General features: G+C 64.1%; 24 protein-coding genes. 8 read left to right on the top strand and 16 right to left on the bottom strand.

The annotated features are described in order from the left end of the window. Positions 1-2: 2 nt before the first annotated feature. The 7 genes from AC56PL_RS00955 to AC56PL_RS00925 all read right to left on the bottom strand — a co-directional run bounded on the left by AC56PL_RS00955 (position 3) and on the right by AC56PL_RS00925 (position 6,674). Positions 3-1,196, bottom strand: a complete 1,194-nt coding sequence (locus tag AC56PL_RS00955) for an MCE family protein (protein ID WP_497152762.1) — start codon at positions 1,194-1,196, stop codon at positions 3-5. Continuing rightward, positions 1,196-2,257, bottom strand: a complete 1,062-nt coding sequence (locus AC56PL_RS00950) for an MCE family protein (RefSeq protein WP_497152761.1) — start codon at positions 2,255-2,257, stop codon at positions 1,196-1,198. The genes AC56PL_RS00955 and AC56PL_RS00950 overlap by 1 nt, the downstream gene beginning before the upstream one ends. A gap of 38 nt (positions 2,258-2,295) precedes the next feature. Next, entirely contained in the window at positions 2,296-3,474 is a 1,179-nt protein-coding gene (locus AC56PL_RS00945; protein ID WP_497152760.1) for an MCE family protein, read from the bottom strand. Between the two features lie 3 nt (positions 3,475-3,477). Next, on the bottom strand, positions 3,478-4,329 hold the full coding sequence (locus tag AC56PL_RS00940; protein ID WP_495514565.1) for an ABC transporter permease: 852 nt from the start codon (positions 4,327-4,329) through the stop codon (positions 3,478-3,480). Between the two features lie 4 nt (positions 4,330-4,333). After that, positions 4,334-5,098, bottom strand: coding sequence for an MlaE family ABC transporter permease (locus AC56PL_RS00935; protein WP_482135834.1), 765 nt, complete (start codon positions 5,096-5,098; stop codon positions 4,334-4,336). A 270-nt stretch (positions 5,099-5,368) separates the two neighbouring features. Further along, positions 5,369-6,307: a 3-oxoacyl-ACP reductase gene (locus tag AC56PL_RS00930; RefSeq protein WP_495516001.1), complete on the bottom strand. Its 939-nt coding sequence runs from the start codon at positions 6,305-6,307 to the stop codon at positions 5,369-5,371. Between the two features lie 175 nt (positions 6,308-6,482). Next, on the bottom strand, positions 6,483-6,674 hold the full coding sequence (locus AC56PL_RS00925) for a ferredoxin (RefSeq protein ID WP_495514564.1): 192 nt from the start codon (positions 6,672-6,674) through the stop codon (positions 6,483-6,485). A gap of 148 nt (positions 6,675-6,822) precedes the next feature. Between AC56PL_RS00925 and AC56PL_RS00920 the strand changes: the two genes are divergently transcribed. From AC56PL_RS00920 to AC56PL_RS00910, 3 genes are read left to right on the top strand one after another with little or no spacing between them, the layout of a single operon-like run. Then, entirely contained in the window at positions 6,823-8,010 is a 1,188-nt protein-coding gene (locus tag AC56PL_RS00920; RefSeq protein ID WP_497152759.1) for an acyl-CoA dehydrogenase family protein, read from the top strand. Between the two features lie 37 nt (positions 8,011-8,047). Continuing rightward, complete coding sequence (locus AC56PL_RS00915; RefSeq protein ID WP_497152758.1) at positions 8,048-9,169, top strand: acyl-CoA dehydrogenase family protein; 1,122 nt, start codon at positions 8,048-8,050, stop codon at positions 9,167-9,169. A 4-nt stretch (positions 9,170-9,173) separates the two neighbouring features. Further along, entirely contained in the window at positions 9,174-10,763 is a 1,590-nt protein-coding gene (locus tag AC56PL_RS00910; RefSeq protein ID WP_497152757.1) for a long-chain-fatty-acid--CoA ligase, read from the top strand. Between the two features lie 76 nt (positions 10,764-10,839). On the opposite strand, the gene AC56PL_RS00905 is transcribed toward AC56PL_RS00910, so the two are convergent. From AC56PL_RS00905 to AC56PL_RS00890, 4 genes are all read right to left on the bottom strand, one after another. Next, positions 10,840-11,706, bottom strand: coding sequence for an SDR family oxidoreductase (locus AC56PL_RS00905; RefSeq protein ID WP_497152756.1), 867 nt, complete (start codon positions 11,704-11,706; stop codon positions 10,840-10,842). Positions 11,707-11,714: 8 nt separating this feature from the next. Next, positions 11,715-12,506, bottom strand: a complete 792-nt coding sequence (locus AC56PL_RS00900; protein WP_495516000.1) for an enoyl-CoA hydratase — start codon at positions 12,504-12,506, stop codon at positions 11,715-11,717. Between the two features lie 113 nt (positions 12,507-12,619). After that, on the bottom strand, positions 12,620-13,747 hold the full coding sequence (locus AC56PL_RS00895) for an NAD(P)H-dependent flavin oxidoreductase (RefSeq protein ID WP_497152755.1): 1,128 nt from the start codon (positions 13,745-13,747) through the stop codon (positions 12,620-12,622). Between the two features lie 5 nt (positions 13,748-13,752). Then, entirely contained in the window at positions 13,753-15,390 is a 1,638-nt protein-coding gene (locus tag AC56PL_RS00890) for an AMP-binding protein (RefSeq protein ID WP_495514558.1), read from the bottom strand. 126 nt (positions 15,391-15,516) lie between these two features. Between AC56PL_RS00890 and AC56PL_RS00885 the strand changes: the two genes are divergently transcribed. Continuing rightward, complete coding sequence (locus AC56PL_RS00885; protein WP_497152754.1) at positions 15,517-16,311, top strand: crotonase/enoyl-CoA hydratase family protein; 795 nt, start codon at positions 15,517-15,519, stop codon at positions 16,309-16,311. A 33-nt stretch (positions 16,312-16,344) separates the two neighbouring features. On the opposite strand, the gene AC56PL_RS00880 is transcribed toward AC56PL_RS00885, so the two are convergent. From AC56PL_RS00880 to AC56PL_RS00860, 5 genes are all read right to left on the bottom strand, one after another. Further along, the gene (locus tag AC56PL_RS00880) at positions 16,345-16,968 is read right to left on the bottom strand and encodes a TetR/AcrR family transcriptional regulator (protein WP_497152753.1); all 624 of its coding nucleotides are present in this window, start codon (positions 16,966-16,968) and stop codon (positions 16,345-16,347) included. After that, a complete protein-coding gene (locus AC56PL_RS00875) occupies positions 16,968-17,645 on the bottom strand; it encodes a TetR family transcriptional regulator (protein WP_495514555.1) in 678 nt (225 codons plus the stop codon). Before AC56PL_RS00875 ends, AC56PL_RS00880 begins: the two co-directional genes overlap by 1 nt. Positions 17,646-17,655: 10 nt before the next feature. After that, a complete protein-coding gene (locus AC56PL_RS00870; RefSeq protein WP_495514554.1) occupies positions 17,656-18,012 on the bottom strand; it encodes a DoxX-related protein in 357 nt (118 codons plus the stop codon). 77 nt (positions 18,013-18,089) lie between these two features. Next, the gene (locus AC56PL_RS00865) at positions 18,090-19,442 is read right to left on the bottom strand and encodes an ABC1 kinase family protein (RefSeq protein ID WP_497153543.1); all 1,353 of its coding nucleotides are present in this window, start codon (positions 19,440-19,442) and stop codon (positions 18,090-18,092) included. 162 nt (positions 19,443-19,604) lie between these two features. Continuing rightward, a complete protein-coding gene (locus tag AC56PL_RS00860) occupies positions 19,605-20,642 on the bottom strand; it encodes an LLM class F420-dependent oxidoreductase (RefSeq protein ID WP_497152752.1) in 1,038 nt (345 codons plus the stop codon). 65 nt (positions 20,643-20,707) lie between these two features. On the opposite strand from AC56PL_RS00860, the gene AC56PL_RS00855 reads away from it, so the two are divergent. The 4 genes from AC56PL_RS00855 to AC56PL_RS00840 are packed head-to-tail and all read left to right on the top strand — an operon-like array spanning position 20,708 to position 24,440. Continuing rightward, positions 20,708-21,727 (top strand): OB-fold domain-containing protein, encoded by a 1,020-nt coding sequence (locus tag AC56PL_RS00855; RefSeq protein WP_495514552.1) that lies wholly within the window; start codon positions 20,708-20,710, stop codon positions 21,725-21,727. Between the two features lie 14 nt (positions 21,728-21,741). Beyond that, entirely contained in the window at positions 21,742-22,788 is a 1,047-nt protein-coding gene (locus AC56PL_RS00850) for a thiolase family protein (RefSeq protein WP_497153542.1), read from the top strand. Continuing rightward, positions 22,788-23,963 carry a thiolase domain-containing protein gene (locus tag AC56PL_RS00845; protein ID WP_495514551.1) on the top strand — a complete coding sequence of 392 codons (1,176 nt, stop codon included), beginning with the start codon at positions 22,788-22,790 and terminating at the stop codon, positions 23,961-23,963. Before AC56PL_RS00850 ends, AC56PL_RS00845 begins: the two co-directional genes overlap by 1 nt. Before the next feature lie 33 nt (positions 23,964-23,996). Further along, entirely contained in the window at positions 23,997-24,440 is a 444-nt protein-coding gene (locus AC56PL_RS00840; RefSeq protein WP_495514550.1) for a nuclear transport factor 2 family protein, read from the top strand. The last annotated feature ends 102 nt before the right edge of the window (positions 24,441-24,542 follow it).

Raw genomic sequence — 24,542 nt, 5'->3', positions numbered from 1 at the left:
TGTCATCCCCCCGCCGGTCCGGTCGGATACGAAGGCGCCGGGGCCGGTTTGTTTGAGTCGGGCGAGTTCGCCATGTCCGGGCGGGTGGTGATGTCCGGCGGAATCTTGAACGCGTACTTGGTGAATGTCTCGAAGGCCTCCGGGTACTTCTGCTGGAACACCCTCATGAACGTGGCGGTGAGGTCACCGAACGTGGTCAGACCCACCAGTGAGGAGAAGTACGGGCCACTGGACACCGCTTCTCCCACCACATTTGCGTAGGGCCCGAGCTCGTCCAGCGTCAGCGCGAGATTCTCCTGGTTGTCGATCAGGATCGCGAGCACGCCGTTCAGCTGATTGAGGACCGGCGTGAGCTGCGCATTGTTGTTGTCGATGAACAAACTGATCTGCGCGGTGACGTTCTCGGTCCCGGTGATCAACTGCTCCAGCGCATATCGGCGGGCCTGGACCTCGCCGAGCAGGGAGTTCGCGTCGACGAGCAGGCTGTTGATCTGGCCGCTGCGCTTCGCCACCACATCGGTGACGCTGCCTGCCCGGTCCAACAGTTGCGACAGCGACTCGTCACGATCGGCAATCGCCTTGGACAACCGCGCCACCCCGTCGACAGCCGACTGCACCGACTCCGGAGTGTCGGAGAAGGTGTCCGACAACGTGTTCAGTGCAGCGTTGAGCTGCTCGGTATCGGTTTCGGCGATCGTGTCGGTGGCACCTTCAAGGGCATCGATCAGTGAATACGGCGCCACGGTCCGCTCGACGGTATCCCCCGGCATCAGCTTTCCGGTGCCCTCGGACACCAGGGTCAGATTGCGTCGGCCGAGCACGGTCTCGGTCTTGATGATGGCCGTGCTGGCACCTCCGAGACGGACGGTGTCGGCCATGTTGAACGTGATCTTCGCCTTGGTTCCGTTGTCGGTGTCGGCCAGCGAGATCCCCTGGACGGTACCGACATTCACCCCGGAGACGATCACGACGTCACCGGTGGACAGACCACCGGCATCGTCGAAGAGTGCGGTGTAGACGCTGCCGTTCGACAGGAACGGGAGCTTGTCCATCTGCAGGGCCACGATCACCACCAACACGGCGATCACCACACCGATGAAACCCACACGGGCGCGGTCGGGTTCGCCACGCTTACGGCGCCGGGCCTCGTCGGCCTGGTCGGTCGCGGTTCGCTCACCTTTGAACAATGCGGACATCACAGCGGGTTACACCTCCCTCCGGGGTTGGTGTTCGGTCCGGTCGCGTCTGTCGACTTCCAGACGATCTCCTGCCCGTCCGGGCCGGTGAACATGATGTTGATCTGGCAGAGCCAGATCTGCAGCCAGGCACCGTAACTACCGAGGTTGGACAGGGCCTTGAAATCGGACGGCAGACGACCGAGCAGACCCCGGACGTAATCGTCACTCTTGAGCACTTCTTCGGAGACCTGCCCGGTGGCGGTGATCAGCGACGTCAGATCGGACTGGTTCTCGGCCAGCACATCGTTCAGGTCGTTGGTCACCTCGGAGGTGTTGGTGATGGCCTCACCGATCACGTTGCGCTGTGAGTCGAGACCCGAGATCAGCTTCTGCAGCTGATCCAGCGACGTGTCCAATCCCTCGTCGTCGGCCTCGATGGTGCCAAGTGTGGTGTTGAGGTTGTCGATGACCTGCCCGATCAGCTGATCGCGGTCGGCAAGTGAATCGGTGAAAGTTGCTGTGTTGCTGAGTAGTTCACCCAGCGCCGGACCCTGACCCTGGAACACCTTGACCAGGGACGTGGACAGCTCGTTGATCTCCTTCGGGTCGAGCGTCCGGAACAGCGGCTTGAAGCCACCGAGGAGGTTGTCGAGATCCAGCGCCGGTTCGGTCTGTGTGATCGGGATCGAACCGTTGTCCTTCAACAGTGCACCCGGTTCACCGGTACCTTCCTGCAACTCGAGAAAGCGGTCGCCGGTGAGGTTTTCGTAGCGGATCAGCGCCTGCACAGAGGTGGGCAGCCGATACTTCTCGTTGACGTCGAACTCGACAACCGCCTTGTTATCGGGATTCAGGCCCACCGAGCCGACCTTGCCGACCTCGACACCGGCGATCCGAACCTTGCTACCCGACTTCAGTTGGGAGGCACTGGTGAACGTCGCCTTGTAGGCGTAGCTCGAACCACCGCGGTACTGGCTGAACACAACCACCAGGCCCACGAAGATCAGCACCATCACCACTGCGAAAGCACCGAGCTTGATGACGGTGGCGCGAAACGCACGCTCTCTGGAAACTGCCATCTCACACCTCCCCTGGCTGACTGGTCATCGGTTGTTCCTCATCCACGTGGCGCCGGCCCGAACATCACGTCGAACAATTTGGACGCATCCAGCTTGGGTGTGGTTCTCGGCTGATAGGGGACCGCGGCGTTGTCCCCGACGTAGAACCCGGCGTGCTCGCGACTACTCGGATCGCTGAGCCCGTATTCACAGGTTGGCGGCCCGTCCATGTTGACCCTCGGCAGGTCCTCCGGGTAGCGGTACGGTTCCTTACCCGGCAGCAAGCCCGCGTTCAGATGCACTCGCGCGTCGTCGACGCCGAACACCGGTAGCGCTTTCTGGCCGGCACTGGCGGTGGCCGTGATGAAGCAGGCCAGCCCCGGGGCCTGGTATCCGAGCAGTGTCGCGGTCGGGTTCAGGTTCGCCAGCGTCGAGATGATGTTCGCCTTGGACGGCGCGATGACACCGTTGATGGTGTCGGCCATCCCGGTCACGTTCACCAGTAGCGCATCGAGGTCGGATGAGTTGTCCACCAACGTATTACCCGTGGCCGTGAAGTTGTCGACGATCTTGAGCAGGTCGGGCATCACGTCGGCATAGACGTTGGTGAACTCGGCCGTGGCCTCGATGTCGCGGCTGAGTTCGTCCAGGTGCGGGTTGACCTTGCCCAGCAGTTCGGACAGGTCGGCGAACCCCTGACCGATCTGATCACCTCGACCGGACAGTGCGGTGTCGATCGCGCTGATGGTGGCGTTGAGCTTCTCGGGCTGGACCGCCGCCAGCACACCGACCAGCCGCTCGTAGATCGTGTTCAGTTCGACCACAACACGATCGGTCTCGATGGCCGAACCGCCGTGCAGTGTCTCCTCGCTGGGATCCTCCGGGATCTCGAGGTTGACCGACTTGGCGCCGAACACCGTGTTGGATTTGATGTCGGCCCGGACGTTGGCCGGGATGTATTGGAGCTGGTCCGGATTCATGTCGAGGACGAGTTTGACACCGTCCTCCGACTCCGTGATCGCACCGACGCGGCCGACCACCACACCACGCAACCGGACCTTCGCATCCGGGCTCATCACGAGTCCGGCCCGGTCGGCGGTCAGCGTCACCGGCACCGTCGACGCGAACGAGCCGAGGAACTGCAGGGATGCCAACGCGCAGGCCAGTATCAGCGACATCACCAGCACGGTGGCCGCAATCTTCTTCGCCCAAGCGGGGCGTTCGGTTCTCTGTGACATGGCCTACCCCGAGAGGTTGAACTTTCCGTCGACGCCGTAGATGGCCAGTGAGGTCAGCAGGGTGATCACCACGACGACCACGAGCGACGCCCGCACGGCGTTGCCGACCGCGATACCGACGCCCACCGGACCGCCCGAGGCGTTGAAGCCGTAGTACGTGTGGATCATCATGACCGCCACCGCCATACAGATCGCCTGCACGAACGACCACAGGATGTCGGTGGGAATGAGGAAGGTGGAGAAGTAGTGGTCGTACACGCCGGACGATTGTCCGTAGAGGAACACCGTCGCAAAGCGACTGGCGAGGAACGAGGCGACCGAAGCCAGTGAATACAGCGGAATGATGGCGATCAGGCCCGCCACGATGCGGGTGCTGACCAGGTAGGGAATCGACTTGATCGCCATCGCCTCGAGAGCGTCGATCTCCTCACTGACACGCATCGCACCGAGCTGTGCCGTGGCGCCGGCGCCGATCGTTGCCGCCAAACCGATTCCGGCGATGACCGGCACGGCGATACGGACGTTGATGAAGGCGGAGAAAAATCCGGTGAGTGCCTCGACGCCGATGTTCGACAACGAGCTGTAGCCCTGGACTGCGATGGTGCCGCCGGTGAAGAGCGTGAGGAACCCGACCACCACGACGGTGCCACCGATCATGGCAAGTGCGCCCGACCCCATGCTGATCTCAGCGATCAGCCGCAGCGTTTCCTTCTTGTACGCCCGCACCGCGCGGGGGATGTTGATCAGGCTGTCCCAGTAGAAGAATGCCTGATCACCTATGCGGTCCCAACCGGAACCCGCTCGTTTGAACGCCACGCGCGTTGAGCGTAGTCGGACGGTATGCGGAAGGATCATGGCGTCACCCTGCAGTCGCTTTGAGGCCAACCGCGGTGACCACGACGTTCACGACGAACAGCGCCATGAACGAATAGACCACGGTTTCGTTGACGGCATCGCCGACGCCCTTGGCGCCACCGGCCACGTGTAGACCGCGGTAGCAGCCGACCAGGCCGGCGGCGAGGCCGAACAGCGCGGCCTTCACCATCGAGATCATCAGTTCGGGAAAGCCGGTCAGCAGGGTCAGATTCGCGATGAACGCGCCCGGGTTCACATCCTGCAGGTACACCGAGAACACGAAGCCGCCACCGATACCGATGGTGCACACCAGAGAGTTGAGGAGGATCGCGACCAGCGTCGAGGCGATGACCCGGGGTACCACCAGGCGGTGGATCGGATCGATGCCGAGGACCTGCAGGGCGTCGATCTCTTCACGGATCGTCCGGGCTCCGAGGTCGGCACAGATGGCGGTCGCGCCGGCTCCGGCAACGATCAGCACCGTGACGATCGGGCCGATCTGGGTGATGGTGCCCAGTGCGGCGCCTGCGCCCGAGAGATCCTGGGCGCCGAGTTCGCGCAACAGGATATTGAGAGTGAAGCTGACCAGAACGGTGAACGGGATGGCCACGAGGACTGTGGGAACCATCGAAACACGCGCAATGGCCCAGGACTGCTCGACCGTCTCGCGCCACTGGAACGGTGCCCGGAAGAGCTCCCGCGCCGCGCTGACACTCATGGCAACAAAATCCCCGACGCCCTCGAACGGACCTGCCAGCCTGCGGTTCACCAACTCTCCTTCAGCAAAAGACTTCCCCCCGGACCGGACTGAGCTGTCTGATCATAACGTGTTCTAGTTCTGATTTGGGTGATTCGCAGTACTTGCCAACAGGAACTTTTCACTCGAGACGTCCGTCCAGAAGCTTTCATATTGAAACACGTTCTACACCCGCAGCGCCCTACGCTCCCCCAACGGAGGCCTGCCAGTTTGACCGCGAACTTATCACACGTCCAGTTCACCCAACGGGAAGAAACGACCAACCCGAAGGTCTCGAAATGGCTACCCGAACAGGGCTTTACCAGCAGAGAACGTGTCTGCAGGATCGCGGCCGACGAAGTACTCGGCCAGACTCTTCGTGAGATCGCCTCGATCCCAGGCATCACCGCCTGCGACAAAGCTCTGCTCCACCGTCGGCGCCGCCATCAGCGTCACCTTGGGTCCGTAGACCACGAACACCTGACCGTTGACGCCGTCCGATTCCGGACTCGCCAGGAACTGCACCAGCGTGACGACATGATCGGTCGAGAGCGGATCGACCGAGCCCTGCGGCGCATCGCCAAAGGTGCCCTCGGTCATCGCGGTACGAGCTCGCGGGCAGATCGCGTTCGAGCGCACGCCGTAGGCGGCCAGGCCGCGCGCGGCGGTCAGCGTCAGCGACGTGATCCCCGCCTTCGCCGCACCATAGTTGGCCTGCCCCACCGGACCCGACAACCCGGCCTCGCTGGAAGTGTTGATCAAGCGGCCGAAGACCGGCCCGCCGGCCGCCTTCGACTGCGACCGCCAATACGCCGCGGCATTGCGGCACATCAGGAAATGCCCTCGCAGATGCACTCGGATCACCAGATCCCAGTCATCGTCGGACATGTTGAAGAGCATCTTGTCCCGGACCAGGCCGGCATTGTTCATCACCACATGCAGACCGCCGTGCGATTCGGTGGCAACCCGCATGATCTCGGTGGTGGTGGCCGAGTCCGAGATGTCGCCTGCCACCGGCACGCCGACACCGCCTGCGGCCTCGATCTCGGCGAGGACATCACTCGAATCGAGCGCGCCGGCGAGGTCGTTGACGATCACGGTGGCACCGAGGGCGCCGAGCCCGATCGCCTCCGCCCGCCCCAACCCGGCTCCGGCACCGGTCACAACCGCCACTTTCCCGGCGAGTTCCGGCCCGGACCGCGCATCCTGGTCGAGCTCCGCATTCGGCTGCGTCTTCGAGATTGCGCTCACAGATCCTCCACTCGATGTCACCAACCCGGATGAGCCCTGAGGGGCACACTCCGGGTGCGTCGAGACAAATGTAGAACGTGTTCTCGATTTACGGCAACTATCGGGTCTGCGATCCCAGGTTCTGGTATCCGGTGCGCCGCAACTCGGCGCACCGGATCACAACCCTTCAGTCCTCGACGGACAACGCCGACTTGGGGCAGCTACTGGCCACCTGGCGCATCTCCTCGCGCCGCTCTTCGGGCACATCCTCTTGCAATATGACCAGGTAGTCGTCGTCATCGAGATCGAAGACGTCTGGCGCCATACCCACACAGACACCATTGGACTCACACAGGTCGAAATCAGCCTTGATCTTCATCGTCACGAGCTCCCTTCCCTTGCCGTCTCAGACGGCCCCAGTATTGACGGACACCTACCAACAGGTTAGAACGTGTTATAGAACGAGTCGACCGGGATCCCCCCGCCCCGACTCCTTCTTTCCCACCCGCAACCCCCCTGGAGCACCGATGCGCATCGCATATACCGACCAGCAGCAAGAGCTTCGGCGCGAACTCCGGGCGTACTTCTCCCATTTGATCACGCCCGAACGTCGATTGGCACTGTCTTCCACCAGCGGAGAGGTCGGCGAGGGCAACGTCTATCGCGAGGTCGTGAGTCAGATGGGCCGCGACGGCTGGCTCGCGCTCGGCTGGCCCAAGGAGTACGGCGGCCAGGAACGGTCGATGATGGATCAGCTGATCTTCACCGACGAGGCAGCCATCGCCGGTGCACCCGTCCCGTTCCTCACGATCAACTCCGTCGCGCCGACGATCATGCATTTCGGTACCCCTGCGCAGAAGGCAAAGTACCTGCCCGCCATCGCATCCGGTGATGTCCACTTCGCCATCGGCTATTCAGAACCCGGCGCAGGCACCGACCTGGCGTCGCTACGCACCTCAGCGGTCCGGGACGGCGACGACTTCGTCATCAACGGCCAGAAGATGTGGACGAGCCTGATCCAGTACGCCGACTACATCTGGCTCGCGTGCCGCACCGATCCGGAGGCGAAGAAGCACAAGGGCATCTCGATGCTCATCGTGCCGACCGATGTCGAGGGATTCTCGTATACGCCGGTGCACACGATGGCGAGTGTCGACACGAGCGCCACCTACTACCAGGACGTGCGCGTACCCGCCGATTCCCTGGTGGGCGAGCTCAACGGCGGCTGGCCGCTGGTGACCAACCAGCTCAACAACGAGCGGGTGTCCCTGTGTAGCGCGGCACCGATCCAGACCGCCCTGCGCGAGACGATCGAGTGGGCCCAGAACACGAAGACCGCCCGTGGTGGCCGGGTCATCGACTCCGAATGGGTCCAGATGAATCTGGCCAAGGTCCATGCCAAGGTCGAGTTCTTGAAGCTGATCAACTGGAACATCGCGTCGGAAGCAACCGGCGGTGGATCTCCGTCACCGGCCGACGCGTCGGCCACCAAGGTGTTCGGTACCGAGTTCGCCACCGAGGCCTACCGGTTGCTGATGGAGGTGCTGGGCCCCGCGGCCACACTGCGACCGGGCAGCCCCGGCGTCCACCTTCGGGGCCGCCTCGAACGCTTCCACCGTTCGTCGCTGATCTTGACCTTCGGCGGCGGAACCAATGAAGTCCAGAGAGACATCATCGCGATGCTCGCCCTGGGCCAGCCCCCTGCCCGCCGCTGATACCGCCCGCTGATCACGGACCAAAGGAACCTTCACCATGGACTTTCACCGCAGCGAGCAGACCGCCGATCTGGCCGGACTCACCCGCGACATCACCAAGAAGTTGGTCACCACCGACCGACTCGAGGCCCTCGAGCACCGCGGCAGTGCACCCGGCGCCCAGCAAGGGAGTTTTGATCGCGAGTTGTGGACCCAGCTCGCCGCCTCCGGGCTTCTTGCTCTGGAACTCGACGACGATCTGACCGTGCTCGACAATCTGGCGATAGCAGAAGAATTGGGCCGGACGTTGGCGCTTGTCCCGTTCGGTCCGTCGGCCTTCACCGCGGTCCCGGCCATCGCCAGGTTCGGCACCGAGGTGGTCAAGGCGCGCTGGCTCGAGGGTTTGTCGGATGGCACCGCGATCGTCACCGTCGGCCTCGATGAAGATCTGGCAGACGATCCGCTGGCACCGGTGGCATCGGCGACGCCAACCGATGACGGGTGGGTCCTGGCCGGCGCGAAACTGAATGTGCCGTATGCCGAAGACGCCGACGCCATCATCGTCAATGTCGCCGGACCACAGGGTGCGGCGGTGTTCATCGTGCCCACCGATCGCGACGGCCTCACGATCACCCCGGCCTTGTCGACGGGCCAGGGCCCCGGCGCATTCGTCGAACTCGACGGCACCGTGGTCACCACGGACGACCGGCTCGGCGAGGCCGGCACCGCGGTGATCGATTTTCTGCGCGACCGGATGACCCTCGCCCTGTGCGCCGAACAGACCGGCATTCTCGAGCGCGCGCTGGAGCTGACCGCCGAATATGGCCGGGACCGTGAACAATTCGACCGCAAGATCGGGTCGTTCCAGGCCGTTGCGCAACGACTTGCCGACGCCTACATCGACGTACGGGGTCTGAGACTGACCACCCTGCAGGCCGCCTGGCTGCTGTCCGAAGGCCTCGAGGCAGGTAAGGAACTGGCGACCGCGAAATTCTGGGCGGCCGATGCCGGCCACCGGGTCGCGCACACCGCCGTCCACATCCACGGTGGTGTCGGTATCGACGTCGATCATCCCGTGCACCGATACTTCCTGCGCGCCAAGCAGAACGAGTTCAATCTGGGATCCGCGCCGGTGCAACTGCGCCGGATCGGTTGCGCACTTGCCGGCGAACCAGCCTGAGGCGATGACCACCCCGAATCAGATCACGCCGGCTCCGGGCACTGTCGGTGCCCTGTTGGCACCGTTGACCGACACCGTCGACTCCGGCCTCTACTTCGAAGACGAGTTCGTCTGTTGGCGTGACCATCTGAAGTTGTCGGCGACTCGCGCGGCGGCCCTTCGAGGGGTGATCGACACCGACCGTCCGCCGCACGTGGCCCTGCTCCTCGAGAACATTCCCGAGTTCAGTTACCTACTCGCGGCCGCCGTCCTCGGAGAGCTTGTCGTGGTGGGCCTGAACCCGACGCGTCGCGGATCGGCTTTGGCCGCCGACATCGCCACCGCCGACTGCCAGGTCGTGATCGTCGAGAACTCGACGGCGCACCTGGTCGATGCCACGGTCGTCCCGAATGTGTTGGTGTTCAACGTCGAAGATCCACAATGGGAGAAGTTGCTCGACCCACACGCCGGTGTCGAACCTCGTTTCGGCGTCGGCGATCCCGACGCCCTGTTGATGCTGATCTTCACCTCCGGTACGAGCGGCGACCCGAAAGCTGTGCAGTGCAGCCACCGGAAGCTGGCGGCCAGCGGCGTGATGCTCTCGCAACGGTTCGAGTTGGGCCCCGAAGACGTCGCCTACCTGTCGATGCCGATGTTCCATTCGAACGCGATCATCGCCGGCTGGATGGTGGCGGTCGCGGGGGGTTCATCGGTTGCGTTGCGGCGCAGGTTCTCGGCGGGTGCGTTCTTCGACGACATCCGTCGATTCCGCGCGACCTACGCGAACTATGTCGGCAAACCGTTGTCGTACGTGCTGGCCACCCCGGCCCGGCCCGACGACACCGACAATCCGCTGCGGATCCTGTACGGCAACGAAGCCTCGGCGGCCGACATCGTCGCCACCACAACACGTTTTGATGTCCGGGTGGTCGACGGCTTCGGTTCCACCGAAGGTGGGGTCGCCATCACCCGCACCACCGATACGCCGCCGGAGGCCCTGGGCCCACTGGTCGCGCCGAATCAGGTGCGCAACCCCGAGACGGGCGAGGTCTGTGCCGTCGCCCGATTCGATGAGTCGGGACGGCTCACCAACGCCGACGAAGCCGTTGGCGAAATCGTCAACAGCTCAGGCGGCGGACTGTTCACCGGTTACTACCGCAATCCGGCCGCCGACGCCGAACGGATGCGCGACGGCATCTACCACACCGGCGACCTCGGCTACGTCGACGAACACGGATACGTGTATTTCGCCGGACGCCTGGGTGATTGGGTCCGTGTGGATGGAGAGAACATGGGCACCGGCCCCATCGAACGGGTGCTTCTGCGGCATCCATCGATCACCATGGCCGCGGTCTACGGTGTCCGGGCCGAGATCGGAGACGAACTCGCTGCGGCGCTTGTCGCCCCCGGCCTGAGCGCTGAGCAGCTGACGGATTTTCTGTCCGCACAACCGGATCTGGGTCCCAAGCAGTGGCCCAGTCGAATCCACATCGTCGACGATCTTCCGCAGACCGACACATTCAAAATCCTCAAACGCAACCTTGCCGCGGACACCACCGCACCCACCTGGATCCGCCCCGACCGGACCCTCGAATACGTCCCGACACCACCCTGACCCGAAACTGTGCCCTTTTGGCGAACAAAAGCCCAGGTCGGCACCGCCAAAAGGGCACAGTTTCGGGGTGCGGGGGTCAGCTGCGGTTGACCCGGTCGAGGTACTTGGCCCGCTCGGTCTCGTCGAACTCCATGAACATGGTGTCGAAGCCGAAGTACTTGCCGTACAGGTTCTTCATGAACCGCGGCGTCACCATCCAGCCGAGCACCGACATGCTCTGGCGCGGAATCACCACCCGGTCCCGATTGCTCTCGATACTCCGGACGATCTCCCGCGCAACATCAGCGGGCTCGATGGGCGGCATCATCTTGGTGGTCTGCAGGCCGTCGATGAGCCCGGTCTTGGTGAAGTTGGGCATCACCGCGAGCACTCGGACGCCACTGGAGCTCAATTCACCATCCAAAGCCTCGGAGAACGCGATCACCCCGGCCTTGGCCGCGCTGTAGATACTCAGTCCAGGAAGGGGAACCAGTCCGGCAACCGAGGAGACGTTCAGGATCTGGCCCGAACCCCGCGCCACCATGCGACGGGCGGCCAGCCGAGTGCCCCGCACCACCGCGAGCAGATCGATTTCGAAGTTCCGGGTGATCACCGCGTCGGAGAAATCGAGGAACGGCCCGGTCGGCATGATGCCTGCGTTGTTGATCAGCACGTCGAACTTGCCGAACTCGGCGTCGACCCGATCGAGGAAGGCGGCGAACGATTCGTCGCTGGTGACGTCGAGGGGATAGCCCTCGCACCCGAGGTTGGCCGCGGCCTTGGCGACAACTTCTTCGTCGATGTCGCCGAGCACCACCTTCGCACCCTTTTCCTGCAGCTCGGCCGCCGTGGCCAGCCCGATGCCGCGAGCACCACCGGTGATCACAACCACCTTGTCCCGCAACGAGATCGCGGCGCCCTTACGGCTCCGCACCACTGCTCGCAGGTTTCCCGACTTCCCCATCTGGTCCCTCACTTCATCTGCTCGCGGCCACGATCGATGACCGCCTTCCGTGCCGCCTCGACGGACGCCGGATCAAACGCGGCCATCCAGGCAGTGGAGTGTGTTGCCTCGGTGTCCAATTCCGGACCGAGTCCGTGCTGTTGCGCCTCGCGATACGAGGCGAGCAGGGCCGCGACGGCTCTGGTGTTGTTGCCACCGATGTCGGCGGCCAGGGCCAGCGCGGTCGGCAGCAGATCCTCATGCGGCACGACCTCGGTGACCAGTCCGACCCTCAGGGCAGTCTGCGCGTCGACGAAGTTGCCGGTCAGGCTCATCCGGCGGGCAAAACCCCAGCCGACCGCGGCAGGCAGGCGTCCGGTCAGACCCCACGCAGGCACCATGCCCACCCGCGCATGGGTGTCGGCGAAACGGGCCCGATCCGAGGCGATGAGGAAGTCACAGGCCAAGGCCAGTTCCAGACCGCCGGTGACCGTGGCACCGTTGATGGCCCCGATGACCGGTTTGCGGAGCGGAACCCACGGGAAGCCCGTCGGCGGGCCGGGGATGTTGACGTCGTCCCATCCACCCTCTGAACCGAGCCCCTTGAGGTCGACACCCGCAGAAAATGCGGGGTCGGTCCCGGTGAGCACCACCGCGCCGACCGAATCGTCGGCGTCGGCAGCCGCCAGCGCCGCCCGCAACGCCGTGACGACCTCTCCGGTCAGGGCATTTCGCGCTTCCGGCCGGTTGAGCGTGATCAGCACAACGGTCACACCCGCCTCGGTGTCGACCCGCGCCGTGAGCACCACCGGCTCATTCAACTCCGCCATGCCCCACCTCCTGCCCCTGAGATCTTTGCCATGAATTCACTCGACGGCTGTGACCATATCTGATCACAGCCGTCGGCAAAATGGATCTGCGCAGTGACGCGGTACTAGCGGGCCTTCTGCAGTCGTTCCACGGCCACGTCGTACTCGCTGACCAGGTCATCGATCAGGTCTGCCGTGGGAGTGATCGCATTCATGCGGCCGACGATCTGTCCGGCAGGCATGGCCACGACACCGGGGTCGTCAGCGGCCGAGATCCGCGCGTGGGCCTCGGCGACCAGGATGTTCTGCAACGGCATCGGCAACGCCTCCGGGGCATCCGGCGCATCCCACGCGTCGGTCCACTTGGTCTTCAACAGGCGGGCGGGCTTACCGGAGTAGATCCGCCTGCGCACGGTGTCCTTCGACGTGGCGTTCAGGATCGCCTGTTGGATGACCGACGGACCCGCACCGCGTACACCGAGCTGATACTCGGCCGCGGTGAGCCAGTAGGTTCCCATCCACACACCGCTGGTACCCATGGCCAGTGCGGCAGCGATCTGACGACCGCTGCCGACCCCTCCAGCCGCCAGCACATGTGCCGAGTCCCCCACGGCATCAACAATTTCCGGCCACAGGATCATCGAGGTGACCTCACCTGTGTGACCACCTGCCTCATAACCCTGCGCGATCACCAGATCCACCCCGGCGGCGACATGCCGCAAGGCGTGCTCTTTGGCCCCCGCCAGCGCCGCCACCTTCACCCCGTGGGCGTGCACGTTCGCGATCACGTCATCCGGGGGTGAGCCCAGTGCGTTGGCGATGAGCTTGATCTGCCCGTACTTGTCGGCGTGCGCCATCGACACGTCGACGTGGGACCGCGCGACCGAATGCAGCCATCCCAGAACACCGGCGTTGACGCGGTCACCGCCGGGCAGCGGCGGTACACCGAGGTCGTCGAGGGTGCGCTCGACGAAGGCGCGGTGCTCCGGCGGGATCATTGCGTCGAGGTCGATCTGCGAACCCTCGGTGGGGATCTTGGCGGGCATCACCACGTCGACACCAAACGGTTTGCCGTCGGTGTTCTCGCGCATCCAGTCAAGGGTGGCGTCGAGTTCCTCCGCCTCGTTGAACCGCACGCAGCCCAGCACACCGAGGCCACCGGCCCGGCTGATCGCCGCCGCCACATGCTCGGACGGGGTGAACCCGAATATCGGGTATTGGATTCCGAACTCGTCGGACAGTGAAGTACGCACCGGTGTCAGGCCTTTCGTGAGCTGGTTGTCAGATTTTCGTCGGCAGAGCGGGATTCGGCGATCTCCGCCGCCCAGCGATAGTTGGGCTTGCCGGCCGGGGAACGTTTGATCTCGTCGACGAACCACACCGCCCGTGGGCACTTGTAGCCGGCGATGTCCTGTCGGGCAACGGCATTGATCTCATCAAGCGTCGGACGCACGCCGTCCCGGGTCGCGATGATGGCGGCGACCCGTTGTCCGTATCGCTCGTCGGGCACCCCGACCACCACGGTGTCGAAGATGTCCGGATGCGCCTTGAGTGCCGACTCGACCTCTTCGGGGTGGATCTTCTCGCCACCGGAATTGATACTCACCGAACCACGTCCGAGCATCGTCACCGTGCCGTCGTCCTCGACACGCGCCTGATCCCCCGGGATGGAATACCGGATGCCGTTGTAGGTCTTGAAGGTCTTGTCCGTCTTGACCGGGTCGTTGTAGTACCGCAGCGGGATGTGCCCGGTCCGGGCCAGAATCCCGACCTCGCCCTTACCGGGCTCGATGACGGAACCATCATCGCGCAGAACAACTGTCGACAGGTCGGCCTTGACGCGCGGGCCGCCACCGCTGTGCGAGGTCTCCTTCGAGATGACACCCATCCCGGAAAAGCCGGTCTCCGATGAACCGATGGCGTCGATGATGACCGCATTCGGGAACTTCTCGACGAACTGGTCCTTGACCGAGGCCGAGAACAGCGCGGCGGACGATGCGACCGAGAACACCGAGCTGACGTCGTAGTCCTTTTGCTCCAACGCGTCGATCATCGGACGCCCCATGGCATCTCCGGTGATGAAGATGACGTTCACTTTGTGTCGCTCGACGATCTCCCATGTCTGATGGGCGCCGAACTCGGGGTAGACGATGGCCTTGCCGCCTGCGAACAACGCCTGGAACACCGCCCACTGCGATCCACCGTGGATGAACGGTGGGATCGGAAATCTCACCAATTGTCCGCCCTGCGCCCCGGTCTTCGCGAAATGCCACTCGTCGGCGACCGCCTCGCCCGTGTACCAGTCGATACCGCCGCCGAGGACCCGGAACACGTCCTCCTGCCGCCAGACCACGCCCTTCGGATTTCCGGTGGTGCCACCGGTGTAGAGCATGTACAGGTCGTCGTCGGAGCGCGGCTCGAAGTCGCGCTCGATCCCGCCGTCGGCAACCGCCTGCTCGTAGGGGATTCCGTTCACCACCGAGATATCGAGGTCGGAGCCGTCCTCGATCACGATGACCGACCGCAATTCGGGCACCTTCGGTAACACGTTCGCCACCCTGTCGACGTACTGACGCTCGACGACGAGCGCCTTCATGTCGGAGTCGGTGAAGATGTGCTCGAGTTCGCTCTCGACGTACCGGAAGTTGACGTTGACCATCACCGCACGGGCCTTGAAGATGGCGACCATCGATTCGACGGCCTCGATACCGTTTCTGCTGTACAGGCCCACAGAATCGCCCGGACCGACCCCGAGGCCCCGTAGGGTGTGGGCCAGTCCGTTGGCCCGCTGATCGAGTTCGGTGTATGTCTCGCTGCGCCCGTCTGTTTCCAGCGCCACCCGATCGCCCATCGAATCGACGGCATGCTCGATGAGGTCGGCAATGTTGTAAGCCATACCGACAAAACTAGAACGTGTTACCGTTTGATGGCAAGGCCCCACCAGATACAGGTCACGCCGCGCCCACGCGCGCTCTGTCATGCCAAAAAATCACACAGCCGTGCGAGAAATCAGGAGCAAATCATGTCGGACGCTGCCCCCCACTGTCTTGTCGAGAAGCGCGGGCACACGTTGATCGTCACGATGAATCGGCCCGAGGCGCGCAACGCACTCTCGAGCGACATGCTCGCGATCATGAATTCCGCGTGGGATCAGGTCGATTCCGACCCCGATATCCGGGTCGCGATCCTCACCGGAGCCGGCGGCTACTTCTGCGCGGGCGCCGACCTGAAGAGCATGAACAAGAAGGCTCCCGGCGACTCCTTCAAAAAGGGTGGCTTCGACCCGACGATGCTCGACGCACTCCTCAAAGGCCGCCGCCTGACCAAGCCCCTGATCGCAGCCGTGGAAGGCCCGGCCATCGCAGGCGGAACCGAGATCTTGCAGGGCACCGATATCCGGGTCGCCGGACAGAGCGCCAAATTCGGTGTGTCCGAGGCAAAGTGGGGTCTGTATCCGCTTGGCGGTTCGGCGGTCCGGCTGGTTCGGCAGATCCCGTACACCGTCGCCGCCGACATCCTGCTCACCGGACGTCACATCACTGCCGCCGAAGCCCTCGAATACGGCCTCATCGGGCATGTCGTCGCCGACGGCACCGCGCTCGACAAGGCCCTCGAGCTCGCCGACCAGATCAGCGCGAACGGCCCTATCGCGGTGCAGGCGATCCTCAAGACGATCCGGGACACCGAGGGCATGCACGAGCAGGATGCATTCAAGATCGACGCCGATCAAGGCATCAAGGTCTTCATCAGCGACGACGCCAAGATCGGCCCGAAAGCCTTTGCGGAGAAGACGATCCCGGACTTCACCGGCAAGTAGCCCGGCCAGGGGCCAACCGTCGAGCCCCTGCGACTAGGCCGTCGGGGTGCCGTAGCAGAGGAATCCGACCACGGTCTCGACCGTTTCTTCGACGTCGAACTCGGCGGAGTTGTCGAGCAAACGCGGCAGTACCGCGCCGAGAAGGCACGACACCATCGCCTCGCCCGCGAACTCCACGTCGAGGTCCTCTCGTAGGTAACCGTCGGCGACGCCGTGCCGGAAGTACTGTCCACACAACTGGCCGAGTTGAACGTAGCTACCGGTCAGCAGTTCGAGGGACGCCTCGTCGATACCCGGCGCCTCCATCATCACGAACGTGAGCGCATCGGGGCGTTCGTTCACGTGGTCGACCAGCCTGCGGACCAGCGACCCCATCGCGTCGACGAACTCGGCCGCATCACGGGGGCGCGGACGGTGCAACTCGGCAATCGCGGTGAGCTCGGCGAGTTCCCTGGCCAGGACTGCATCGAGCGCATCCCGCTTGTTGTCGAAGTAGTTGTAGAACGTGCCGTGACTGCAGCCGATCCGGGCGACGATCTCGGCGACTCCCACGTCGCTGTAACCATTTTCGATAAAGGTTCGCAGTGCGGCGTCGAGCAGTTGGCCTCGGCGAAGCCTGGTCCGCCGGGTGTCGGGGCGGACCGTCGGTTGAACCATCACTCCCCATCCATCGTCGGTGGACGCTTCATCATTCCGTGGAAGGCCAAATCGGCGGCGCCGCTGACAAACCGCTCACGCTTGCCCGGATCGTCGTCCGCCCGCAGCGACATGACAAGCCCGGGCAGCGCCAACATCATCAACAGCCGGGCAACGATCTGCCGCTGCGGCATGGTCAGGACGAACCATCCATTCTCGACAGCTCGCGTCAGTGCCTTGACCACCAGAGAATTGATCATGTACTCGAGCCCGACAACCCGCGCCTTGAGCTCCTTGTCGATTGCGCTGGCCTGCACGCCGATCAGCTTGAGCATCGCCGGATCCTCGTCGACCATCCGGTGGAGCCGATCGCCGATGACCCTGATGTGCAGCGCCATGTCTTGCGCCGTTTGCGCCTCGGCCGCGAGCAACTCATTGGGATCAATGGTTGCGAATATCCGCTCCACAGACCAGTCGAAGACCATGTCCAGCAGCTCTCGCTTACTGCTGACATAGCGGTAGACGGTCCCCTGGCCGATACCTGCGCGTTGCGCTATCTCCGCGATACTCGTTCCGTCATAGCCTTTTTCAGTGAGTACGGCATAGGCTGCCTCGACGATCTGGGTACGACGGTGATCGGCAAGACCCTCGACTTTGGGGCGTCCGCGGCGTCTGCGCACGGGAACGTCAGATGTCATCGCCCGGCGGTCACGCTTTCACGACACGGCTGGCGAGGAATCCGATGTACCCGATCAATCCCACGTAGCCGATCTTCCGGGTCCGCTTGTTCGCAATCGCCAGACCGACCAGGGTCTCGGTTGCCCCGTTGGAGTACGTCCATTGCGTCGTGTTCTCCGGAAAGGCCGCCTTGGTGATCGGTTCGAAGACCTGCGGACTGATGAAGTGCGCCAACCCGGTTGCGGCAAGGCCGAGCCCGGCCACACGGGGCAAGACCGCATCCCGCGATCCGGTATCGCCATCTTGATCGGGGGCCTGTGAACCTCGGGCCGCCGACAAACCTGCACCAGCAGACTTCTTCAACACCCGCGCGAGCACGATTGTCATTCGTTGCCTTTCGTTGATTTCAACACTATCGAAGCCTTTACCCAGGGCAAGCGTTCTGTGAACATCACCGGGTCACGTCACCGAAACGCCCGCCCCCCACCACCTCCGCCGGCATGGTGCCAACTCTCGATCGCGGCGCCCATCGGCGTCGCCGGTGCGACATCGTCGTAGATCCACTCCCGGACGATCGAACCCCACGGTGCCGTCGCCTCCAGGCGGCCGAGGAGTTCGCACACACTGAGCTCCGTCCGTCGCGAGAACACATGCGTCTCGACCAGGTCCTGGCGCTGGATCTGTCGATAGTGCCCGGATCCGGGCAGCACCGCGCCTGCGAATGCGGAGCCCGCGATCTGTCTGGTCACCGTCGACCGATCCGGCGACAGATGCCATCCGGCCACCTTGCGGGTGTACTGGGCGACCTGTTCCATCGACATCGCGTCCTCGTCGGGGACGAAGCCCGCGTCGATCGCCAACCGATAAACCTCCTCGTCACGCCCCTCGAGCAGTGCGCGGAACGCATTGCGCTGCAGCGCGATATCCGGCGCTGCCATCGACACGTAGAGTCCGAAGTCCAGGAAGCCGACCTTGCCGTCCGGCATCACCAGCACATTCCCCGGATGGGGGTCGGCGCAGAACTCGCCGCGCTCATAGACGCCACCACAGTAGAACCGGTACACAGCTTCACCGATCCGGTCCCGATCCTCGACCGGGAGCCCGCAGGCAGGGGTGAACGGCATCCCGTCCAGATATTCGGTGACGAGAACCCGATCGGTACTGAACTCGGCGTACGGCCGAGGAATGGTCCAGACCGGATGGTCGAGGTAGAAATCGTGGACGCGTTGATGATTGGCCAGTTCGGTCTCATAATCCAACTCCGCGAGCATCTGCCGGGAGACCTCTGCCACCACATCGTCCAGGTTGGCACCGGGCATCCTGCCACGCCCCATCCTCACCACCAGCGCAAGATTCTTCAGATCCGCCCGGACCGCCGATTTCACATGGGGATATTGAACTTTCACGGCAACCCGCTCACCGTCCAGCGTTGCGAGATAGACCTGGCCGATGGATGCCGCGGCGATCGGTGTGTCTTCGATGTCCAGGCGCGCCATCCGGGCCGGCCCCAGTGAGGATTCCAGGACCGCCATCATCGCCTGGTTGTCGACGGCCGGTGCGCGGTCGAACAGCGGGGCCAGGCGGGCCCTGAACTCCTCCCGGGTGGCCTCCGAGCTCAGGCCCAGATCGAACATGGCCAGCATCTGGCCGAGCTTGAGGGCCGCGCCCTTCATGCTCCCGACGACGGTGACCAACTCGTCGACAAAGCGGAGTATCTGTTCATCCTGCTTGCGCGCCTTCGCGTCTGCGTCGGCCGACGAGCTGATGAACTTGCCGGTCGCCGTGCGGACCGCGTGACCGGCGACGACCCGTCCGATCTTTTGACCTCTCCCGAGACGGGCACCGAGCTGTCGTGCCGATCCGCCGTCTGTGGGCGGCTTGGCGTCTGCGGGCGGGTCCGACACGCTCGGGACTCTACGCATCGCCGACCTCGAACGTCGCGACTTCGACACGCCGATCAGATCTAGAACATGTTCGCCTCAGATGAGGCGACCCAGACGGGCAATCTGATCGGGATCACGATTGGTCACCATCAACATGCTGACCCCGGCTTGTTCCCACCTCTTGATCTGGCGCCGCACCTCGTCCTCGTCGCCCACGATCATCGTCTCCAGAACCATCTCGTCGGGCACCGCCGCGACCGCCTCGTCCTTGCGACCGGCCAGGAACTTCTCACCGATCTCGCGGACCACTTCGCCGTATCCCATCCGGGTGTAGACCTCGGCGTGGAAGTTCTGCCCCTTGGCCCCCATGCCACCGACGTAGAGCGCGGTCGACGGACGGTAGGTGTCGATGACCGCGGGAACGTTGTCGGTGATCTCGACCTGGACCGTGGCGGCCACCTCGAACGTGTCACGGGTGCGACGCGCCCCTGGCCGCGCGAAGCCCTCGGCAAGCCACGACTCATACATGTCCGACAGCCGCGGCGTGTAGTAGATCGCCATCCAGCCATCGGCGATCTCCGCCGTCAGCGCGACGTTCTTCGGGCCTTCTGCGCCCAGCCAAATCGGCAGGTCAGCGCGCAGTGGGTGGGTGATCGGCTTGAGTGATTTCCCGAGCCCGGTCGATCCTGTGGCATCCGATGGGTAGGGCAACGGATAGTGCGGTCCGGCGTTCGTGACCCGCTCTTCACGGGCCAGCACATCCCGGATCACCCGAACGTATTCACGGGTCCGCGCCAGGGGTTTGGCAAAGGGCTGGCCGTACCAGCCCTCGACAACCTGAGGCCCGGACACCCCGAGCCCGAGGATGTGACGGCCGCCGGACAGATGATCGAGCGTCAGCGCCGCCATGGCCGCCGACGTCGGCGGCCGTGCCGACAGCTGGGCGATGCCGGTACCGAGCTTGATCGTCGATGTCGCAGAGCCCCACCAGGCCAGCGGCGTGTACGCATCGGACCCCCACGATTCAGCGGTGAACACGGCCTCGTAACCCGCCGTTTCGGCGGCCGCGATCAAAGCCGGCGCATCCGGGATCGGCGACGCTCCCCAGTACCCCAATTGCAGACCGAGCTTCATGCCTGGCGACCTCCCGTTCGGCCTAGTCCTTGCGTGACAATCTAGAACCTGTTCTACTCGATTCTGTGAGCGTGAGCCAGATATCAGCAGGATTTGCCGCCGTAGTCGCCCCCATCGAGAACCCCGACGACCCCGTTCTGTCCGCACCACTGCACAACGCCTTCGACTACACCCGCTCGCTCGGGCCGGTCCTGGGACGTTTTGCACGTGGGCTGCTGGACGGCAAGGTGATCGGAGGTCGCGCCGCGGACGGAACCGTGTACGTCCCACCGGTCGAGTTCGATCCCGTCACCCGGGGGCAGATCGACGACTTCGTCGAGGTCTCGCCCGTGGGCACCGTGACCTCATGGACCTGGATGGCGCAGCCCATCAAGGGCCAGCCATTGTCGAAACCGTTCGCGTGGGCCCTGATCCGGCTCGACGGCGCCGACACCGCCCTGCTGCACGCCGTGGCCGCAGGTGGTCCCGCCGATCTGAGTACCGGTGCCCGCGTGCATGCGGTGTGGAAGTCCGCACGTACCGGCCGCATCGACGACATCGACCACTTCGCACTCGGCGAAACCCCAGAACCCGCGTCTCCCAACACCTCCGAGCCTTCGGCTTCGGACGGTGTGATGATCACGACTCCGATCGAATTGACCATCGACCACACCGCCTCCATCGAGGAGACCTGGTATCTGCAGGGCCTCAAGGAGGGCAAGCTCTACGGCGGGCGCACCGGCCCGGGAGCGCCGGTCTACTTCCCACCGCGCGGCGCCGACCCGACCAACGGGAATCCGACCGGAGAGAAGGTCGAACTCACCGACAAGGGCGTGGTGACCACGTTCTGCATCGTCAACGTCCCGTTCCTCGGGCAGCAGATCAAGCCGCCGTACGTGGCGGCCTATGTCCTGCTCGACGGCTCCGACATCCCGTTCCTGCACCTCATCCTCGAAACCGAGGCTGCCGATGTCCATATGGGCATGCGAGTCGAGGCCGTCTGGCGCCCGCGCGAGGAGTGGGACCACACGTTGCGCAACATCAGCCATTTCCGTCCGTCGGGTGAACCCGACGCCGACTACGACTCCTACAAGGATCATCTGTGAGCACATACCGCGACATGCCCCCGATCGCCGTGATCGGATTTGCGCACAGTCCCCACGTCGATGCGACGTTCGGAACCACCAACGGCGTCGAGATGCTGGTGCCGTGTTTCCAGAAGCTGTACGCCGACCTCGGGATCAGCCGCACCGACATCGACTTCTGGTGCTCGGGTTCCTCGGATTATCTTGCCGGGCGAGCCTTTTCATTCATCTCGGCGATCGACTCGATCGGCGCCGTCCCGCCGATCAACGAATCGCACGTCGAGATGGACGCCGCCTGGGCCCTCTACGAGGCCTGGGTGAAGATCGCCACCGGCGAGGTCGACGTTGCTCTTGCCTACGGATTCGGAAAGCCGTCGGCTTCCAATACCGATCAGGTGCTGGCGCTGCAGACCGACCCGCACACCGTCGCCCCGCTGTGGCCCGACGCCCGGTCTCTCGCTGCACTGCAGGCCCGGGCCGGCCTCGATTCCGGGGCGTGGACCGAAGCCGACATGGCGGCAGTGGCCGCCAGGGGTTCCGGAGCCTCGGTGGATGAACTCCTCAAGTCCGACTACGTCGCCGATCCCCTTCGCGCCCACGATGTCTGCCGCTACACCGACGGCGCCGCCGCGATCATCCTGGCCAGCGAACATCGCGCCCGGGAGCTCGTGGCCAATCCGGCATGGATCACCGGCTGGGATCATCGCATCGACACCCCCAACTTCGGGGCCCGAGATCTGACGAAGTCGCCATCGACGAAACTCGCCGGCGACACTGCGCTCGGCAAGAATCGCACGTTCGATGTCGCCGAATTGCATGCGCCGTACAGCCACCAGGAACTGATCCTCAAGTCCGAACTCGGATTGGATGATTCGGTGATCATCAACCCGTCAGGCGGCGCGCTGGCCGCCAACCCGCTGTTCTCGGCCGGACTCGAACGGATCGGCTACGCGGCGACCACGATCCTGGCCGGCAACGCCGGGACCGCACTGGCCCACGCCACCAGCGGTCCACTGTTGCAACAGAACATGGTCGTCGCGCTGGCCGGCGACGCAGCCGGATCCTCGAAAGGTAGAAACTGATGGGCCGCTATCGCGCTGCGGTGCTCGGCACCGGGCAGACCAAATACGTTGCCAAACGCCATGATGTCTCGATGGCCGGCCTGTGCCGCGAAGCCATCGACAAGGCACTCGAAGATGCCCAGGTGTCGATGGACGACATCGACGCCATCGTGATCGGCAAGGCACCCGACCTGTTCGAGGGCACGATGATGCCCGAACTCGCACTGGCGCAATCGCTGGGTGCAGAGGGCAAACGACTGATCCGCGTCCACACGGCCGGATCCGTGGGTGGTTCGACCGCCAACGTCGGGGCCTCGCTGGTCACCTCCGGCGTGCACCGGCGGGTGCTGGCGATCGCATGGGAGAAGCAGTCTGAATCAAATGCCATGTGGGCATTGTCGATTCCGGTGCCCTTCACCATGCCGGTCGGCGCAGGCGCGGGTGGTTTCTTCGCCCCCCACGTCCGCTCGTACATCCGAAGGTCCGGCGCTCCCGATCACATCGGCGCGATCGTCGCCGCGAAAGACCGGCAGAACGGCGCCCTCAATCCCCTGGCGCATCTCCACCAGCCCGACATCACGGTCGAGAAGGTGATGAGTTCACAGATGTTGTGGGATCCCATCCGCTACGACGAGACCTGCCCGTCGTCCGACGGCGCCTGCGCAGTGGTCATCGGTGACGAAGAAACCGCAGACGACGCAGTGGCCCAGGGCATTCCGGTGGCCTGGATCCACGCCTCGGCCATGCGGACCGAACCGCTGTCGTACTCCCACCGAGACACCGTCAGTCCGCAGGCCGGCCGTGATGCCGCCGCCGCACTGTGGAAGGCGGGCGGGATCTCCAATCCACTCGAAGAGATCGACGTCGCCGAGATCTATGTCCCCTTCTCGTGGTTCGAGCCGATGTGGCTCGAAAACCTGGGTTTCACGCCCGAGGGCGAGGGCTGGAAACTGACCGAGTCCGGCGACACCGCCATCGGCGGGAAGCTGCCGGTGAATCCGTCGGGCGGCGTGTTGTCGTCGAATCCGATCGGCGCTTCCGGCATGATCCGTTTCGCCGAGGCCGCCATCCAGGTCCAGGGCAAGGCGGGCGATCACCAGGTGGCCGGCGCGCGTAAGGCACTCGGCCATGCATACGGTGGTGGATCGCAGTACTTTTCGATGTGGCTCGTGGGCGCCGACAAGCCCACGCACTGACATCGACGCGACGACCGACACGACGGAGACATCATGACGAAGGCACAACCGGCCTACATGAACATCGACCGCGCCAACAACCCCGCGGTGGTTGCGGGGCGGATGTCCCGCGAGTACGTGGGATCACGCAACAAGGCCGCCTGGGTGAACCTGTTCGCCACCGACGGGATCGTACAAGATCCCGTCGGCCCCTCGATGTTCGACGAAGAAGGCATCGGCTTCACCGGGCACGACCGCATCGGTCAGTTCTGGGACATGTCGATCGGCGCCACCGAACAGATCGAGTTCCTCTTCGATGAGGAGATCATCTGCGGCAACGAGGTGGCCTATATCGGCAAGATCGTCACCCACATCGCCGGACACGTCTCCGAAGCCCGGGGCGTGTTCACCTATCGCGCCAACCCCGACGGCAAAATCGCTGCGCTACGCGCTTTCTGGGAAGTCGAGAAGACGATCAACTCAGTCCGCAAGGCCTGATCGACCCTTTCCCGCTCGTTCTTCTCGGTCCCGCGTACTCCACGGAGTACGCGGGACCGAGTTTTTGCGCGCGCGAGTCCCCTGTATCGACACGCGCGCGAG

Source organism: Williamsia sp. Y721 (assembly GCF_059683565.1).
This window is presented reverse-complemented; position numbering and strand designations above follow the sequence as displayed.

What these genes read in the sequence shown, in the direction of transcription:
- AC56PL_RS00905 (WP_497152756.1), bottom strand. Translation starts at nt 11,706, where the DNA reads ATGGGGAAGTCGGGAAACCTGCGAGCAGTGGTGCGGAGCCGTAAGGGC.
- AC56PL_RS00890 (WP_495514558.1), bottom strand. Translation starts at nt 15,390, where the DNA reads ATGGCTTACAACATTGCCGACCTCATCGAGCATGCCGTCGATTCGATG.
- AC56PL_RS00840 (WP_495514550.1), top strand. Translation starts at nt 23,997, where the DNA reads ATGACGAAGGCACAACCGGCCTACATGAACATCGACCGCGCCAACAAC.
- AC56PL_RS00875 (WP_495514555.1), bottom strand. Translation starts at nt 17,645, where the DNA reads ATGACATCTGACGTTCCCGTGCGCAGACGCCGCGGACGCCCCAAAGTC.
- AC56PL_RS00940 (WP_495514565.1), bottom strand. Translation starts at nt 4,329, where the DNA reads ATGATCCTTCCGCATACCGTCCGACTACGCTCAACGCGCGTGGCGTTC.
- AC56PL_RS00880 (WP_497152753.1), bottom strand. Translation starts at nt 16,968, where the DNA reads ATGGTTCAACCGACGGTCCGCCCCGACACCCGGCGGACCAGGCTTCGC.
- AC56PL_RS00910 (WP_497152757.1), top strand. Translation starts at nt 9,174, where the DNA reads ATGACCACCCCGAATCAGATCACGCCGGCTCCGGGCACTGTCGGTGCC.
- AC56PL_RS00925 (WP_495514564.1), bottom strand. Translation starts at nt 6,674, where the DNA reads ATGAAGATCAAGGCTGATTTCGACCTGTGTGAGTCCAATGGTGTCTGT.
- AC56PL_RS00950 (WP_497152761.1), bottom strand. Translation starts at nt 2,257, where the DNA reads ATGGCAGTTTCCAGAGAGCGTGCGTTTCGCGCCACCGTCATCAAGCTC.
- AC56PL_RS00955 (WP_497152762.1), bottom strand. Translation starts at nt 1,196, where the DNA reads ATGTCCGCATTGTTCAAAGGTGAGCGAACCGCGACCGACCAGGCCGAC.
- AC56PL_RS00845 (WP_495514551.1), top strand. Translation starts at nt 22,788, where the DNA reads ATGGGCCGCTATCGCGCTGCGGTGCTCGGCACCGGGCAGACCAAATAC.
- AC56PL_RS00850 (WP_497153542.1), top strand. Translation starts at nt 21,742, where the DNA reads ATGCCCCCGATCGCCGTGATCGGATTTGCGCACAGTCCCCACGTCGAT.
- AC56PL_RS00915 (WP_497152758.1), top strand. Translation starts at nt 8,048, where the DNA reads ATGGACTTTCACCGCAGCGAGCAGACCGCCGATCTGGCCGGACTCACC.
- AC56PL_RS00920 (WP_497152759.1), top strand. Translation starts at nt 6,823, where the DNA reads ATGCGCATCGCATATACCGACCAGCAGCAAGAGCTTCGGCGCGAACTC.
- AC56PL_RS00885 (WP_497152754.1), top strand. Translation starts at nt 15,517, where the DNA reads ATGTCGGACGCTGCCCCCCACTGTCTTGTCGAGAAGCGCGGGCACACG.
- AC56PL_RS00945 (WP_497152760.1), bottom strand. Translation starts at nt 3,474, where the DNA reads ATGTCACAGAGAACCGAACGCCCCGCTTGGGCGAAGAAGATTGCGGCC.
- AC56PL_RS00860 (WP_497152752.1), bottom strand. Translation starts at nt 20,642, where the DNA reads ATGAAGCTCGGTCTGCAATTGGGGTACTGGGGAGCGTCGCCGATCCCG.
- AC56PL_RS00870 (WP_495514554.1), bottom strand. Translation starts at nt 18,012, where the DNA reads ATGACAATCGTGCTCGCGCGGGTGTTGAAGAAGTCTGCTGGTGCAGGT.